Origin of the sequence: Belliella filtrata (assembly GCF_022549775.1) — a bacterium.
GTDB lineage: Bacteria > Bacteroidota > Bacteroidia > Cytophagales > Cyclobacteriaceae > Belliella > Belliella filtrata.
Genome location: NZ_JAKZGP010000016.1, coordinates 21,837 through 38,566, shown reverse-complemented (window position 1 = coordinate 38,566; position 16,730 = coordinate 21,837). Strand labels below are relative to the sequence as shown.

The 16,730-nt window shown below is 36.5% G+C and carries 12 protein-coding genes; 8 read left to right on the top strand and 4 right to left on the bottom strand.

Annotated elements, in window-relative coordinates; genetic code table 11:
• Window positions 1-215: 215 nt before the first annotated feature.
• Window positions 216-1,511 carry a tyrosine--tRNA ligase gene (gene tyrS / locus MM239_RS08340; RefSeq protein ID WP_241347745.1) on the bottom strand — a complete coding sequence of 432 codons (1,296 nt, stop codon included), beginning with the start codon at window positions 1,509-1,511 and terminating at the stop codon, window positions 216-218.
• A gap of 200 nt (window positions 1,512-1,711) precedes the next feature.
• Between tyrS and MM239_RS08335 the strand changes: the two genes are divergently transcribed.
• Both MM239_RS08335 and MM239_RS08330 read left to right on the top strand, forming a co-directional pair.
• On the top strand, window positions 1,712-2,056 hold the full coding sequence (locus MM239_RS08335) for a DoxX family protein (RefSeq protein ID WP_241347744.1): 345 nt from the start codon (window positions 1,712-1,714) through the stop codon (window positions 2,054-2,056).
• 14 nt (window positions 2,057-2,070) lie between these two features.
• On the top strand, window positions 2,071-3,486 hold the full coding sequence (locus MM239_RS08330) for a DEAD/DEAH box helicase (RefSeq protein ID WP_241347743.1): 1,416 nt from the start codon (window positions 2,071-2,073) through the stop codon (window positions 3,484-3,486).
• Here MM239_RS08330 and MM239_RS08325 read toward each other — a convergent pair.
• Window positions 3,476-4,156 carry a LytR/AlgR family response regulator transcription factor gene (locus MM239_RS08325; RefSeq protein WP_241347742.1) on the bottom strand — a complete coding sequence of 227 codons (681 nt, stop codon included), beginning with the start codon at window positions 4,154-4,156 and terminating at the stop codon, window positions 3,476-3,478. The two genes, MM239_RS08330 and MM239_RS08325, sit on opposite strands and share 11 nt — an antisense overlap.
• Window positions 4,157-4,370: 214 nt before the next feature.
• Window positions 4,371-5,777, bottom strand: coding sequence for a sensor histidine kinase (locus tag MM239_RS08320; protein ID WP_241347741.1), 1,407 nt, complete (start codon window positions 5,775-5,777; stop codon window positions 4,371-4,373).
• A gap of 880 nt (window positions 5,778-6,657) precedes the next feature.
• Here MM239_RS08320 and MM239_RS08315 point away from each other — a divergent pair.
• Complete coding sequence (locus MM239_RS08315; protein WP_241347740.1) at window positions 6,658-7,461, top strand: sulfite exporter TauE/SafE family protein; 804 nt, start codon at window positions 6,658-6,660, stop codon at window positions 7,459-7,461.
• A 214-nt stretch (window positions 7,462-7,675) separates the two neighbouring features.
• The gene (locus MM239_RS08310) at window positions 7,676-9,061 is read left to right on the top strand and encodes an MBL fold metallo-hydrolase (protein ID WP_241347739.1); all 1,386 of its coding nucleotides are present in this window, start codon (window positions 7,676-7,678) and stop codon (window positions 9,059-9,061) included.
• Between the two features lie 206 nt (window positions 9,062-9,267).
• On the opposite strand, the gene MM239_RS08305 is transcribed toward MM239_RS08310, so the two are convergent.
• Window positions 9,268-9,807 carry an SRPBCC family protein gene (locus MM239_RS08305; protein ID WP_241347738.1) on the bottom strand — a complete coding sequence of 180 codons (540 nt, stop codon included), beginning with the start codon at window positions 9,805-9,807 and terminating at the stop codon, window positions 9,268-9,270.
• Window positions 9,808-10,162: 355 nt separating this feature from the next.
• On the opposite strand from MM239_RS08305, the gene MM239_RS08300 reads away from it, so the two are divergent.
• The 4 genes from MM239_RS08300 to MM239_RS08285 are packed head-to-tail and all read left to right on the top strand — an operon-like array spanning window position 10,163 to window position 16,705.
• On the top strand, window positions 10,163-10,771 hold the full coding sequence (locus MM239_RS08300) for a TetR/AcrR family transcriptional regulator (RefSeq protein ID WP_241347737.1): 609 nt from the start codon (window positions 10,163-10,165) through the stop codon (window positions 10,769-10,771).
• On the top strand, window positions 10,768-12,132 hold the full coding sequence (locus tag MM239_RS08295; RefSeq protein WP_241347736.1) for a TolC family protein: 1,365 nt from the start codon (window positions 10,768-10,770) through the stop codon (window positions 12,130-12,132). The genes MM239_RS08300 and MM239_RS08295 overlap by 4 nt, the downstream gene beginning before the upstream one ends.
• A gap of 30 nt (window positions 12,133-12,162) precedes the next feature.
• Window positions 12,163-13,290, top strand: coding sequence for an efflux RND transporter periplasmic adaptor subunit (locus tag MM239_RS08290; protein ID WP_241347735.1), 1,128 nt, complete (start codon window positions 12,163-12,165; stop codon window positions 13,288-13,290).
• A 7-nt stretch (window positions 13,291-13,297) separates the two neighbouring features.
• On the top strand, window positions 13,298-16,705 hold the full coding sequence (locus tag MM239_RS08285) for an efflux RND transporter permease subunit (RefSeq protein WP_241347734.1): 3,408 nt from the start codon (window positions 13,298-13,300) through the stop codon (window positions 16,703-16,705).
• The last annotated feature ends 25 nt before the right edge of the window (window positions 16,706-16,730 follow it).

Sequence of the window (16,730 nt, the reverse complement as noted above, 5' to 3'; positions counted from 1 at the left end):
CGGATTTGCTTTATTTTAAAAGGGAATCAGTATACCTACAAAGATGCCAGTAACCAAATCCTTCATGCTATTTCGAAGATTCTGCTATAAATTGATATGAATGGCAAAGTGCAAATGATCTAATTCGGATAAAATCAACAATTATATTGTATCAGTTAATATCTATTCAATCAACATTTGAGCCTTTAGAACAATTAATCCTGATTGGAATTAATTTAAGCATCTACTTCGATGATGTAATAGTTCTTTTTGCCTTTTTGAACCAATAGGTATTTGTTCTGAAGCAAAGAGGCGGAAACAGAAGCATTCGGATCTGCTACCTTTTCTTTGTTGATACTCACACCACCACCTTGGATCATTTTTCTGGCTTCACCCTTGGAAGGGAAAATGGCGTTGCCAGATTGCTCTGCCAATAAATCCAAAACTGAAGTAGTACCTTCATAAGAAGCCCTATCGATAGCAACCTGAGGCACACCTTCAAACACTTGAAGGAAAGTTCGCTCGTCTAATGCAGCAAGATCTTCCGTGGATGATTTTCCAAATAGGATGGCGGAAGCTTTCAAAGCCATTTCATAGTCAGCTTCACTGTGAACCATAGTAGTCACTTGCTTTGCTATTTCTTTTTGTAAAATTCGCAAATGTGGAGCTTGTTTATGTTCCGCTTCCATGCTTTCAATAGTTGCTTGATCAAGGGTAGTGAATATCCTGATGTATTTTGAGGCATCTTCATCAGAAACATTTAGCCAGAACTGGTAGAAAGCATAAGGTGATGTTTTCTCAGGATCTAACCAGACTGACCCACCCTCTGTTTTTCCAAACTTAGTTCCGTCAGCTTTGGTGATCAATGGTACAGTCAGGGCAAAAGCAGACCCACTTCCCATTCTTCTGATCATTTCAGTACCAGTGACGATATTTCCCCATTGGTCGGAACCTCCAAGTTGAATGCTCACGTTCTCGTTTTTCCAAAGATGGAAGAAATCATATCCTTGAATCAGCTGGTAGGTAAATTCTGTAAACGAAAGGCCATTTCCATCTTCAAGTCTTCTTTTGACAGAATCCTTAGACATCATGTAGTTTACGGTGATATGCTTACCAACATCTCTGATAAAATCAAGAAATGAAAATTGAGACATCCAATCATAATTATTGACTAGTTCAGCTTTGTTTTCAGCCCCTTGCTGAAAATTCAAAAACTTACCCAACTGCCTTTTGATACCAGCGACATTGTGATCTAAAGTAGCCGTATCTAGGAGGTTTCTTTCAGCAGATTTGAAGCTTGGATCTCCAATCATACCAGTGGCACCACCTACGAGCGCAAAAGGCTTGTGACCTGCCCTTTGAAAGTGTAAAAGTGTCATTACACCTACCAAGTGTCCAATATGTAGAGAATCTGCCGTAGGATCAAAGCCTAGATATGCTGAAGCCATACCTTTGTTAAGGTGTTCTTCAATCTCTGGTGTCATATCTTGGAGCATTCCTCTCCAGCGCAATTCTTCTATGAAATTATTCATCTGATTATTTGATTCGGATTTTTAGAAGTGCAAATATAGCGCTTTGTTTGGGAAGCTTAAAAAAATGATAAAAACTGATGCAATTCTCTTTTTTGCCAAGAGCAAATTATTGGCTGATTTGATGTGGAAATTGTAATTTTGGAAGAATTGTGATACATTTAAGGCAGATTCTGATCATATACAAATCACAATAGCTTTAGATGTATTCACTTTTTCTTTATTTAATGAGTGGCTTATACGTTTTTGCTGGTTTCATGCATTTTATAAAACCCAAAATGTATGAGCGAATTATCCCACCCTATATTCCAAATCCAAAATTGATGAATATATTAGCAGGAGGATTTGAGATAATACTTGGAATCGGTTTGTTGTTTGAAGAGACAAGATCTTTAGCAGCTTTTGGAATCATTGTTTTACTGATAGCAGTGTTTCCCGCAAATATTTATATGTACCAAAAAGGAGCAAGAGGAATACCAAAGTGGGCTTTGTTGTTAAGACTTCCCATTCAGTTTCTTTTGATCGCATGGGCATATGTATACACTTAAAATATTGAATAGTTTTGAACTTTAGTGAATTTAATTTAGAATCTTCTCTTCAAGAAGGATTAGATGCAATGGGCTTCGAGAAGCCAACTCCTGTGCAAGAGCAGGCCATTCCAGTTATATTGGAAGGAAAAGATATTATCGCCTGCGCACAAACTGGAACAGGCAAAACAGCGGCTTTTATATTGCCCGTATTGAATAAGATAGCCCAATCTGGTGGTGGCAAGCTCGATACTTTAGTATTAGCTCCCACTCGTGAACTTGCGATTCAAATTGATCAACAGATCCAAGGTTTCGCTTACTTTGTAGGGATCAGTTCTATCCCAATTTATGGAGGTGGTGATGGTGTAATCTGGGAGCAACAAAAAAGGGCTTTGGAACAAGGTGCGGAGATTGTGGTAGCTACTCCAGGAAGGTTGATAGCCTTGCTGGCTGGAGGAAAAATCAAATTAGATACGCTTAAGCATCTCATTTTAGACGAAGCTGACCGCATGCTAGACATGGGTTTTTCGGATGATCTTTTGACCATAGTCAATTATTTACCGAAAGAAAGGCAGACCATTTTGTTTTCTGCAACCATGCCGCCTAAGATCAGGACTTTCTCCAAAAAGCTTCTTAACAATAACCCTGAAGAGATATCTCTTGCTGTGGGTAAGACAGCGGAAGGGGTAACACAATCAGCATACCTGGTCTATGATGCGCAAAAGGAGGATTTGACCAGACATATTCTCAAGCAGAAAGATTATGAGGCTGTGATCATTTTTGCTTCTACTAAAGAAAAAGTAAAAAGCCTTTACAAGGCTTTGAAAAAAGATGTTGAAGTAGAAGCATTTCACTCTGATCTTGAGCAAGTTGAAAGAGAGCAGATCATGTCAAAGTTTAAGAATAGGGCATTGAAAGTACTGATCGGGACAGATATCATCTCCCGTGGTATTGATGTGGTAGGAATTGAATTGGTTATCAATTTTGATACACCAAATGATCCTGAAGACTACGTACATAGGGTAGGAAGGACAGCAAGGGCTGATAGTCAAGGAGAAGCCATTACTTTTATCAATGATAAGGATAGACACAAGTTCAATCGCATAGAGGCACTGATAGGTATGGAAATAGAAAAGCTACCCTTACCAGATGGCTATCCAGAGGGTCCAAGCTATGGCAGCGCGGCTTCATCGAAGCCTAGACATAAAGGAAATGCTAAGAACAAGGAAAAAGCCAATACACAACATAAAAGTCCTGATAGGTCCGAAAGAACCAAAAAACCGAGGGCTAGACAGAATGTCAAAGAAATCCCAAGCTCTAGTAATGTAGAAAATAAGGAGCAGGCTACAAGCATAAAACCTAGACAAAATCCAAAAATTGAGAGAAGTCCTGAATTTGAAGAAAAACCTTCAATCTCAAAATATGCGTCTAGAAAGAATGTTATTGATTAAGTTTATCATTCAATAGATCAAAGTAGCTCCCACTGATGGGAGCTACTTTTGTTTTGAAGCTTACTTGATGCCTTTCTAGTTTGATGATCTTGGTCAGGTTTACTAGAAAAGACCTGTGAGTTTTGATAAAATGTGCAGGTAGCATTTTTTCCGTTTCAGCCAGTGTCAAGCGACTAAGTATTTTTTGATTTTCTAAATGGAAATTGACATAGTTTCCATTAGCCTCACAGAAGAGAAGATCATCGAAGTGAATTTTGACTTGCTCATATCCTGTTTTGATAAAGATAGATCCATTGCTTTGTGTACCATTTTTCAAGGATATGAGTTCTTGGGCTTTTTGACAGGCTTTGAGGAAGCGACTTAGATTGAATGGCTTCAGCAAATAATCTATTGCATCCAATTCAAAACTTCGCACTGCATGCTCTGAATAGGCTGTAGTAAATACAATCAAAGAATCCTTAGGTAGAAGAGAAGCTAGCTCCATGCCAGAGATATCAGGCATTTTGATGTCCAGAAAGATCAAGTTTACTGGATTGTCTTTCAAGTATTCAAGTGCTTTGATTGCATTGGTAAATGTCTCTTTCAAACTCAAAAAGGGGACTTTGCTTGCATGAGACTTTATTACCTCCAATGCCATTGGTTCATCATCGATTGCGATTGCTGTGATCATCTATTTTAAATTTTCATTAAATCAAACCTTCATTTTTACTACTTCCTAAAATCCACAGACCTTTCAGGTTTTTACTGACTACCAATCAGTTGTTAGAAATAATCGAGTGAAACCTGGAAGGACTATTGTCACTATAAATCAATGGAATACAACATTGTCTTGCAGATTTAAGGTTGTTTATAGCTATTACTTAGTAATTTGTACAAAGTATACGCTACAACTTGACACTCAAATGTACAAAGTATTCTATTTCATTTTCTCTGATCATCAGTTCATAATCATTTGGATAAAGTAGATTAAGTCTTTGTTTTACATTTTCTAAACCAATTCCAGATGCTTTTTTCTCCGGATCTTCATCATTGCTTCTGTGAATACTGTTGTTGACATCTAGGTGAACAGATCCTTCAAGACACCTCAAACTGATTTTGATCCAAGATTTCTTTTGTAGGCTGATGCCATGTTTGAAAGCATTTTCTACAAATGGAATCAAAAGCATGGGAGCAATCATCCCAGTGCAGCCATCTTCGGTTCTGTTGAATATGATTTCTACATTCTCATGCTCTTTGATCCTTAAGTTTTGAAGATCAATGTAATTGACCAAGTATTCCTTTTCCCTTTCTACTGGAATCTGATCTTGGTTGTTCTCATGCAGCATGAACCGCATCATGTCGCCAAGTTTTTGGATTCCTTCAGCAGTCCGGTCAGCTTGTTCTTGCAGAGCGGTGCCATATAGCGTGTTGAGGGCATTGAATAGGAAATGAGGATTGATTTGTGAGCGTAGAAATGAAAGGTTTGCAGTGCCTTGATCCACTTTGACAGTCAAGGTGTTCAACTGACCCAAGTAGTTATCATACTTTCGAAAGAAGAAGTTTGAAAGTGGAAAAAGAATTGCCACAATGCATAAAAGTATGATTACACCAACCACCAAGAATTCAGGTTTGTTCTTAGCAATAGCCAAGCTGATAAAAGCACCTGCAATAATTGAAATTAGGAGTACATAGAAAGCGATTGATTCGCCTTTTCTACCTTGATTTCTCAATCCATAGATCAAGAAAAAATTATACATCACAAGCCCGATGATCGAGGGTATAATAATTACAAAGATGATGGTGATAAATTCCTCAGCAATTTTTTGAAATTGTAATAGAAAGATCACCACAAAAAGATATATCAATAGAAATCTTAAAGCATTGTAAAACCTAAAATCTATCTCATTTTTACTCAGTAAAATCTGATTGATGATATAGATTATTGCCAAATATCCCGCATAGATTGCCAAAGTGTTGAAATAGAAAGGCATCATAAAATCATTCGAAAATCGCGCCCCCATAGAAAATGCTCCGACAATAAAGAATGAAACAAAGACTATCAAACAACTATATATGATCAATTTGAAAAGTTTTTTGTCCCTTTGAAAGATGGGGATCAGCTTCATATGGACAAAATAGAATGAAGCCAAGAATATCAGTGGAATAAATAATTTGGCAAAATACACCACACCTTCTCTTCCTGAAAAGTAGAAATCATTGGATTTCATAACATTGGACAAAATGATGCTGACGAAAAGGAAGGTGACTACCCACCATTCTATCTGCCTAAAAGGTAAAATTTTCTCTTTCATGATTGTTAAGTTAAGTGCTGTTTATGATTTTTTGCTTCGTTTATTTAAATAAGTATGAAAATTATTTTGAAGAAGCCTTTAAGTTAGCTCAAGGCTAAAATGATACTGTAACATACTCCGATAGTTATCAGGATATAATAGGTCCACTTTTCTTTATTCATTGACTTTTGCATGATTACAGAGGCAAGAATACAGTGACTACCAAAAACAGGCAAAAAAATGTGATGAAGGAGTAACCTAATGTGAGGAAGGTTTAAAGTTGAGGGATGAGATTTGAGGGATGAAAGGATGAAGGGTGAAGGAAATAGAATTGATATGTCTTGTCCTGAAATTAGCTGACAGTTTGCTCTTGTTTCTGTCTCTAATCTCTAATTTCTCGTCTCTGGATTCTCCTTACTGAAATATGCTTTCGGCGAGATATTGGACAGGATGAGTAATCAAATAAAAATAATGAATGATACGCAAAAAATTATATTTCACCGAATGCCCAAAATTCTAAAGGGAAGCATGAATATGGCTTTGACCACATCAAATGAAAGCTCAATGGCAAATCCCAGTAGCCTGAATGGAAGCAGTAACAGCCAAATAAAAGGATAAAGGATCAATGCAAAAATAGCTATTGGCCAACAAATGATAAATAAGATACACCAAAGTAGGAATGTAAGCATAGTTTTTAATTTTTTTTAAAGATCAGCAAGTCTAGTACCAAACACACTTTTCCTTCATATTAGCCCAATTTCAAACATTCATCATGCACTACTGTGCATAATTGAACATTTTTTTCTTAAAAATGAACGGCTCACCATGCTATGTAACAAAAGTTACTTCATGACTTTTATCAGCTATTTACATTTGTGTTATCATTTTAAAACATTAATTCATGACTAGTTTAATTATCGGATATATATTGGCAGTTTTTGTTGGCGTATCCTTAGGACTTATTGGGAGTGGTGGTTCTATCCTTACTGTTCCTATTTTGGTCTATGTGATGGGGGTAGAACCTGTATTGGCTACAGCATACTCGCTGTTTATTGTGGGGGCTACTTCCTTGATTGGTGGAGTTCAAAATGCGGTACAAAAGAAGGTTGATTTCAAAACGGTAATTATTTTCGGAATTCCCTCTATAGCGGCCGTTTATTTTACTAGAGCTTATTTGGTTCCATTCATTCCTGATGTAATATTTTCTACCGGCACATTTGTACTCACCAAATCAATAGCTTTGATGGTTCTCTTTGCTATAGTGATGATTTTCGCATCTATTTCGATGATAAGACCTTGTCTACATTGCAACGAATCGGAAGATGCCGCGATCAAATACAATTATCCTATGATTCTATTAGAGGGTACCTTGGTAGGGACTGTCACTGGTTTGGTCGGTGCTGGTGGTGGATTTTTGATAATCCCAGCGCTTGTAATCCTTGCACGCATGCCAATGAAATTAGCCGTAGGAACATCTTTATTTATCATAGCGGCCAAATCTCTACTTGGCTTTACTGGAGATCTTCAAAGAAATGAGGCCATTGATTGGTCTTTATTGGGAATATTTACCTTGCTATCAATCATTGGAATTTTCATAGGAATAGGACTCACCAAAAAAATAGAAGGAGGGAAGTTGAAAACGGCCTTTGGCTGGTTTGTTTTAGTAATGGGTATATACATATTGGTAAAAGAACTGTTCCTATAATATCCTTATGTAATCAAAGTTACTTACTGATAATGCAGTAATGTGTAAATTTGATACAAATTAAGTTTATGATTTAGGATCATGTGTTAGATATAAAAGGTCCAAAAACTATAGTAAATTGAACAAAAGTCAATAAATGATTTGTTTAAAAACAAGGTAAAAATTCAAAAAGTATTTAATCGAAAGTATATCAACATTTTAAAAAATAATTAACATGTTTTTCCAACACATTTATGATAAAACATTAGCTCAGGCGAGCTACTTAATAGGTTGTCAGGCCAAAGGTGAAGCAATCGTAATAGATGCACAAAGAGATATAGATGTCTATCTAGACATTGCTCAAAAAAACAACCTAAAGATTACCCATATAGCTGAAACACATATCCATGCTGACTTTCTATGCGGATCAAGAGAATTGGCAGAGGTGACAGGAGCTGAAATGTACCTTTCTGATGAAGGGGGTAAGGATTGGCAATATCAATTCCCTCACAATGGCTTGAAGCACAAGGATAAAATCAAAGTTGGTAATCTCACTTTAGAAGTACTTCATACACCTGGACATACCCCTGAAAGCATTTCATTCCTACTTACAGATCATCCAGCTACGGACAAGCCCGTGATGGTATTTACTGGTGATTTTGTCTTTGTAGGTGACGTAGGTAGACCTGACCTTCTCGAGAAAGCGGCTGGCATTACCGGTACGCAGGAAAAAGGTGCAAAGCAGATGTATGAATCTATTCAGCGGTTTTCCGAGCTGCCTGAATATGTACAGCTTTGGCCTGGACATGGTGCTGGTTCTGCGTGTGGAAAGGCTTTAGGAGCTGTGCCGAGCTCTACGGTCGGGTATGAAAAGATTCGAAACTGGGCTTTTCAATATGAAGACAATGAAGAAGGATTCATTGACTATCTTCTGGATGGTCAGCCTGAACCTCCAAAGTACTTTGCAATGATGAAGCATCTCAACAAAGTAGAAAGGCAGCTTTTGGTTGAGGTACCTGTGCATAAGGAATTGTCCAAAGAAGCTTTTTTGTCTGCCTATGACAATGGACTCACAATCATTGATACACGAAGCAAAACAGAATTTGCCAAAGGCCACTTACCAAACAGCATAAACATCCAAGGCAATAATTCATTTGCAACTTGGGCAGGTTGGGTTTTGAATTACCAAGAGCAATTCATCCTAGTGGCTGATCATGATCAGGTGGAGGATCTTACAAGGAAATTAATGAGAATAGGGCTTGACAATATCTACGGATACATTGCTGATATTAATGCATTCGGAATTGAAATGGAAGCAGCTGATATCATTGATATGGATGAGTTCGAATCTTATATAGAGAATCCAAATGCACAAATTGTAGATGTAAGAGGAGCATCAGAGTTTCAAAGCTATCATGTAGAAGGAGCGGAGAACATCTTCGTTGGGCATATTGTGGACAATTTAGATAAGTTTGATACAGAGAAGCAAATAGTTATTCACTGTCAAAGTGGTGATAGGGCCACTATCGCACAATCTTTACTTGCGAAATACGGGTTCAAAGACGTGAAAAATTATAGCGCAGGTATGAAAGAATGGATGGCTGAAAAAGCGGTTTCATAATATATAAACCCAATTCTCGCATCAATACCAACTCGTTTGGTGTTGGTGCAAATTGGGATTTTAACAAAAATAAAAGATCAAAAGCATGTTTGGAATGTTTAAAAACCTCTTAGGGGGAATTAAAAGCATTAGAATAGTTTCTGTACTTTGATAGGAAAGTACACTTCAACCCTACACGAATTTCAAGCATCACTTTTGGAACAATATCAATTTTCCAATATACTTTTCAAGTTATTTAAACCCACTTCAAAATCATCACCGATCATTTTATCCATGTCCATAAACCATAACATAGCATTCATGGGGTAATTCATCCTACCATTATAACCCCATATTACTTTGGTTTGATTACCTGAAAGAGATTCAAGTTCGAGAAATGCAAAATCAGAAGCTTCAAAAGGTTCCTTGAACCTCAAGGCATAGTCGATTCTTTTATTTTCTTCCATTTTCAAGATTTCCTGTTCACCAACTCCTACATCTGGTTTATCACTGAACCATGCATATACAAAGCCTACTTGTCCATCAGTGCCAGAATACTCCTTTTTCATCTGAGGATCCATAGTGTCCCATTTGCTATACTTTTCATGATTTTTCATGAACTTGATATAATCATATACTTGAGCACTGGATTTATTGATAATTATTTCACGGGTAACCTTTACTTCTTTCTTTGTAAATAGTGCCACAACAAGGGGCGTAATTATTAAAATTAATAGCCCGATTCCAAGAACTTTTATTACTTTCATAATGCTGATAATTAGAGGGTTAGTTGTTTGGTAAATCGTTAATCAAACTAAGTCAATTTTTTTTACTGAATTTAATTAAAAAGTGCGAACTTTATTGAGCTAATATGTATTTTATGTTAATTCATTAATGCAATCCAATGGTTTGATTAAATTAAATAGATTTTCTTAATACAAATATTATCATCGTGCCACTTGCCTAAAAAAAGAATATGATATATAATTTGCACGAAATTCTAATTTTTTATTCTATAGTACTTTTAGTTTTTTAATATTTTGAAATTTAATTCTAAAATAAACCCAAGAAACTTTGAACTTATTGAAAGTTTCCGCAGTTTTGCGGGAAATTAAATAAGATTTGGACACAAGAGAAAAAATTATCGTTTCGGCAGGAGAGCAGTTCATGAAATATGGAATCAGGTCTGTAACGATGGATGATATTGCGAGACTTGCGGGAGTATCCAAAAAAACTGTATATCAAGAATTTGCTGATAAAAATCAGCTGGTTCTATTTGTATTTAAACAGGAATTGGAAAATGATCAATGTAGAATTGATGAACTCCCAGCCAATAGTGAGGAAGTTATAGATCATCTGATCAAACTATCAAACTATCTGAGAAAGCGGTTTTCAGAAATGAATCCATTTATCTTGAACGAGATTCAAAGGTATTATCCAGAATGTTGGCAGTTGTTTGAAGAATTTAAGACCAAACACATTCATGCTGAGATTAAGGAAATATTAGAAAAGGGAGTAGATGCGGGATATTTTAGACCTGAGATCAATATTGAGATCATCACATCAATGCGTATAGAACAAATGACGAGCTTGTTTGACCCTGTGAAATTTCCCCCTTCCGAGTATGATATGGGACAGCTTCATATGGAAGTCTTCGAGCATTTTATCTTTGGATTATTTACAGAAAAAGGAAAAAACACTTATCTAAATAAGAAAACCAACCAGCAATGAACAGTAAGAATTTGAAACTCCTTATTGGAGTTTGGGCTGTAATCATGATGCAAATTCACCCATTGGTGACCCAAGCACAAGAACAAGTAGTGTCTTTGACTTTGGAGGAAAGCATTAAGTATGCCTTAGAAAATAATGTAGAAGCAAAAAATGCACAATTGGAGGTATTAGCTGCTAAAGGTACGATTGGCGAGAATTTGGCAAGAGGCCTACCTCAAATAAATGGATCGTTCGAATTCACTCATAATATGGCAATACCTATTATGTTCGTTCCAAATGAGCCGCCATTCGGTGATCCATCCATCGATTCAGAAGTTTTACCTGTAAGATTGGGAGTAGATTTTCAATCTACGCTTGGTGTTAGGCTTGAGCAAATGATATTTGATGGATCTTATTTTGTAGGTCTTAAGGCTGCTAAAACTTTAAGAATGTTAACAGAATATGATAAAGAGAAAATCGAAAATGATGTAATTGAAAATATCAAAAAAGCTTATTTCACAGTTTTAGTGAATAGAGAAAGGATGATTCTGGTTGAAGCAAATTTGAGTAGGGTAGAAAATCTATTAAAAGAAACTACAGCATTAAATAAAGAAGGGTTTGCTGAAAAACTTGAAGTATCAAGGGTTAAGGTTCAACTTAATAATTTGAAAACCGAGTATGATAAAATTGTGACTGCAACAGCTATAAGTGTCGAGCTTCTAAAACTTCAAATTGGAATACCTTATGGTGTTGAAATTGATATCTCGGAAACATTAAATGACCATAATCAAGCAGATTATATAAACGAAATATTGCAGAACAATGGATATAGAAGAGTTGAAATTGATCAAGCGAAAACCAATTTGGAATTGGCAAAACTGGATTTAAAAAATAATCAGGTTCAATATATTCCGACGATAAACGGATTTTTAGCTTATCAGAGGTCTGGTGCAGCTTTAGATTTTGATAGAGCATTTAATAGTTCTAATTGGTTTAGTGCCGCTTTTGTAGGTTTAAATATGTCAATTCCGATTTTTGATGGTTTTCTGAAGAAAAATAAGATTCAAAAAAATCGAATTCAAATAAGGCAATTAGAAAATCAAATCTCTTTTCTTGATCAAAATATTGACGTAGAAATTTTTCAAAGCAAGAAGAATTTAGTGAATAGCTTAGAAACGCTCAAAGTCCAAGAAGAAAATAGAGAGCTTGCTTTAGAGGTCTTTGAAATGACAAAAATCAAGTATCAAGAGGGGGTGGGATCAAACTTAGAAGTAGTAGAAGCAGACTCTGCATTGAAAGAAGCAGAGACCAACTATTTCTCCGCATTGTATGATGCATTGATTGCAAAAGTAGAATTAGAAAAAGCATTGGGAGTACTTTAATTATTAATTCAGAAAAAAAGCAAAAAATATATGAAATTTTCATCGAAGTTTTTGATTATGCCTATTACCATGCTAGTCTTTGCATGCGGTGGTAATGATGAATTGGCTCAAAAGAAGTCCGATTTGGACGAAAAGCGAAAAGAAGTAGCTACTTTAAATAGTGAAATTGAAGCCTTAGAAAAGGAGATTGCAAAACTGGATCCTGAGTTTGGAAAAACCGTAAGAAAATCAGTTTTGATCACTACTACTGCTCCTTCAAAAGAAAACTTTAGACATTTTATAGAACTCACTGGAGCCGTACTTTCCAAAAAGAATGTCAGTATCTCTGGTGAGGTTTCAGGAAGAATCCAAGAAGTAAGAGGTGTGGAAGGTATGCGTGTCAATAAAGGTGACGTTTTAGCTACAATTGACTCTGAGTCAGTGGAACGAAACATGGATGAAGTACAGAAGCAATTAGAATTAGCAACTATAGTTTTCGAAAAACAAGAAAGACTTTGGAAGCAAGAAATTGGCACTGAAATCCAATACCTTGAAGCAAAAAATAGAAAAGAAACCTTAGAAAAAAACCTTTCAGGAATCAAAACCCAACTGGACAGAACCAAAGTTAGGGCTCCTTTTACTGGGACAATCGAGACAGTAAATGTTCGTCTTGGTGAATTGGTTCAGCCAGGTACTCCGATGTTTCAGTTTGTCGGAGAGAGTGATTTATTTATTGAGGCTGATGTTTCAGAGCGCTATGTTGGTATAGTTGGCAAAGGAGATTCTGTCGAGATTGCATTTCCTTCTATAAAACAGACCTTGAAATCTAAAGTGTCGTCAGTAGGCTCTGTAATCAATCCAAACAATAGGACCTTCAAAGTAGAAGTGTTCTTACCAAGAATGGAAAATGTGAAACCAAACATGATCTCAATTGTAAAAATCAATGATTATGAAAATAGTGAAGCGATCACAGTTCCAAACTACTTGATCCTTCAAGACAGCAAAGGAGATTATGTGTTTGTGGTAGAAAACGACCAAGCTAAAAAGCGATACATCACTAGAGGAATGACTTATAAAGAGATTACAGAGGTAGAAGATGGGTTGAATGGATCAGAGGTTTTGGTAGACAAAGGATTCAGAGAAGTTGGAGATAATTTCACCGTAAAAATCACAGAATAATTTTCTTATGTCCAATCAAGAAGAAAAGAAAAAAGAAATTACTAGGGAGTTTGGTTTAAGTTCACTTTCAGTTGACAATCAGACCTCCATAGTTATATTGGTCTTTATCATTACCATTTTAGGTTTGATGGCGTATAGGACCATGCCAAAGGAAAGTTTTCCTGAGATTGTAATCCCTACGGTGTATGTAGGGACAGCATATCCAGGAAACTCACCTGTGGATATGGAAAACTTGATTACTAGGCCAATCGAGAAGGAGTTAAAATCGCTTAACAATGTAAAAGACATCAAGTCTACATCTGTTCAAGATTTCTCATCTATAGTGATTGAATTCAACCCTGGAGTAGAAATTTCTAAGGCAATTCAAGATGTTAAAGATGCTGTAGATAAGTCCAAAAGTGAACTCCCTACGGATTTGGACAATGATCCAGATGTTATAGAAATCAATACTTCTGATTTCCCAATCATGAATGTCAACATTTCGGGAAATTATACTGAGGAGGAATTAAAAAAATTTGGTGAGTACCTAGAGGATGAAATTGAGAAATTACCAGAAATTTCTAAAGCTGAACTGAGAGGAACCATTGAAAGAGAAATTAGGATAGATGCTGATATCTATAAAATGGAGGCCCTTGGTGTTTCTTTTTCTGATATTTCTGATGCTGTAAGTCAAGAGAATGTAACGATCTCTGGTGGAAATCTCCTCGCTGGAGATTACAGAAGAGCACTAAGAATCGCCGGTGAATTCGAAGATCCAATGGAATTGTTGGAGATCATTGTAAAAACAGAAAATGACAAAATTGTCTATCTCCGAGATGTCGCAGAAGTAAGTGATACTTTCAAGGAGAGGACTTCCTATGCAAGAAGCAACAAGCTGCCTGTGGTCACCGTCAATGTGGTCAAAAGAAGTGGCGAAAACCTTCTAGATGCTTCAGATAAAATCAAAGAGCTGATAGAAAGAGCTCAAAGTAATCGTTTCCCTGAAGATTTAGAAATCACAATCACCAATGATCAATCGAAACAAACTCGCTCGCAGGTAAACGATCTTGAGAACAGTATCATTTTCGGAGTTATTCTCGTGATTTTGGTATTGATGTTTTTCTTAGGATTTAGAAATGCACTCTTTGTAGGTATTGCGATACCACTTTCCATGTTTATTTCATTCTTGATTCTCAATGCTTTTGGAATCACACTGAACTTGATGGTACTCTTTGCCTTGATTTTGGCGCTTGGGATGCTAGTGGATAATGGGATCGTAGTGGTCGAAAACATATACAGGCTGATGCAAGAAGGTAAGCCAGCTATGAGAGCTGCCAAGGAAGGAGTTGGAGAAGTGGCATGGCCGATTATCACATCTACAGCTACTACACTCGCCGCATTTTTACCTTTGGCTTTTTGGGATGATATTATAGGTGAGTTTATGAAATACTTGCCCATAACATTGATCATCGTATTATCATCTTCCTTGTTTGTCGCATTGGTGGTCAATCCAGTATTGACTTCTATGTTTATGAAAATACAAAACCTTGACGAAGTTAGACCACGCAAAAAACCATTAATCATCGCTTTAGTGCTTTTTAGCTTGGCATTGCTGTTCTACATTTTCGGTTGGATTGTGATGGGTAACTTGGCAATGATTGCAGCTTTACTTACAATTTTCAATGTATTGGTGATGCGAAAAGCTATTCGCTGGTTTCAGAATGTATTCTTGGTAAATCTTGAAAATGCTTATGAAGGCGTTTTAAGTTATGCTCTCTTAGGAAAGAGGCCATATATATTCTTTGTTGGGGTCAACTTATTATTGGTCTTATCAATCGCATTGTTATTTGTAAGATCACCTCAGGTGCTGTTTTTTCCTGACAATGAGCCAGCTTTGGTCAATGTATTCATAGAAAAACCAATAGGTACAGATACAGAAGCTACCAATAGTTTTGTGTTGTCTATGGAAGATGAATTGATGAGTGTATTGAATCCATATGAGGAGATTATCGAATCTATCATTACGCAGGTAGGAGAGGGAACTGGAGATGAATCTGAAGGGCCTAGTATTGCCAATACACCACATAAAGCAAAAGTCACCATTAGTTTTGTGGAAAGTCAATTCAGAAACGGTATCAATACCAACCAAGTAATGGAAGAAATCCGTGACTTGGTAGAAAAGTACCCAGGTGTATTATTTACTGTGGATAAACAAAGGAATGGTCCCCCAGTAGGAAAGGCTGTTAATATTGAAGTTGCTGGTGAAAACTTTGAAGAGCTTATCGCTTATGTAAGTGAATTTAGAGAACATTTGGTATCAGCAAATATCCCAGGAATTGAAGAATTGAAGACAGACTTAGAGTTGGGTAGCCCAGAAGTGATTTTGAATATCGATAGAGAGAAGGCAAGGAGGTTTGGACTTTCGACTTCTACGATTGCAAACGAGCTTAGAACAGCACTTTTTGGATTGGAGGTTTCCAAATTCAAAGAAGGCGAAGATGATTATCCTATCCAGTTGAGACTCAAAGATGAATACAGGTATGATATTACTTCTTTGATCAATAAGAAAGTCAATTTCAGAGATAAGTTTGGAAATCAAAGAGAAATTCCAATTTCTTCAGTTGCAACACTTGAGTATGGGTCAACTTATGGTTCTGTCAAGAGAAAAGATTTGGAGAAAGTTATCACCATTTTCTCTAATGTTACGGATGGCTTCAACCCAACAGAGATCAATAATCAATTGAAAGATTTGGCAGCTAATCATAATAGGCCAGATGGAATTACGGTGAAGTTCACTGGTGAGCAAGAAGAACAAGCAAAATCACAATCATTCTTGATGAGGGCATTATTTATTGCTGTATCTGTGATTTTCTTGATTATCGTAGCACAATTTAATTCTGTGACCACGCCATTTATCATCATGGCATCTGTAATTCTGAGTACCATTGGTGTTTTCCTAGGCTTGGTGATTTTCAATATGGACTTTGTAGTGATTATGACGGGTATAGGTATCATATCTCTAGCCGGCGTGGTGGTTAATAATGCCATAGTATTGATAGATTATACAAACTTAGTTAGAACACGTAGACGAGAAGAGTTAGGCCTAGGTGAAGATGAGTTCCTAGATTATGACGAACTTCTCAATAGTATCATACAAGGCGGTAAGACAAGGTTGAGACCAGTACTGCTTACAGCTATCACTACTGTGTTAGGTTTGATCCCACTGGCTATAGGTATGAACATTAATTTTGCCACCATGCTCTCTGAATTTGACCCTCAGTTCTACATTGGAGGTGACAATGCAGACTTCTGGGGACCAATGGCATGGACTGTAATATTTGGGTTAACCTTTGCTACATTTCTTACGTTAGTGATCGTACCTGTCATGTATTTACTGGCAGACAAATTGAACATGTATTTGCGTAGATTCAAATAACATGATTTAATAAAGGTTGGTGGTT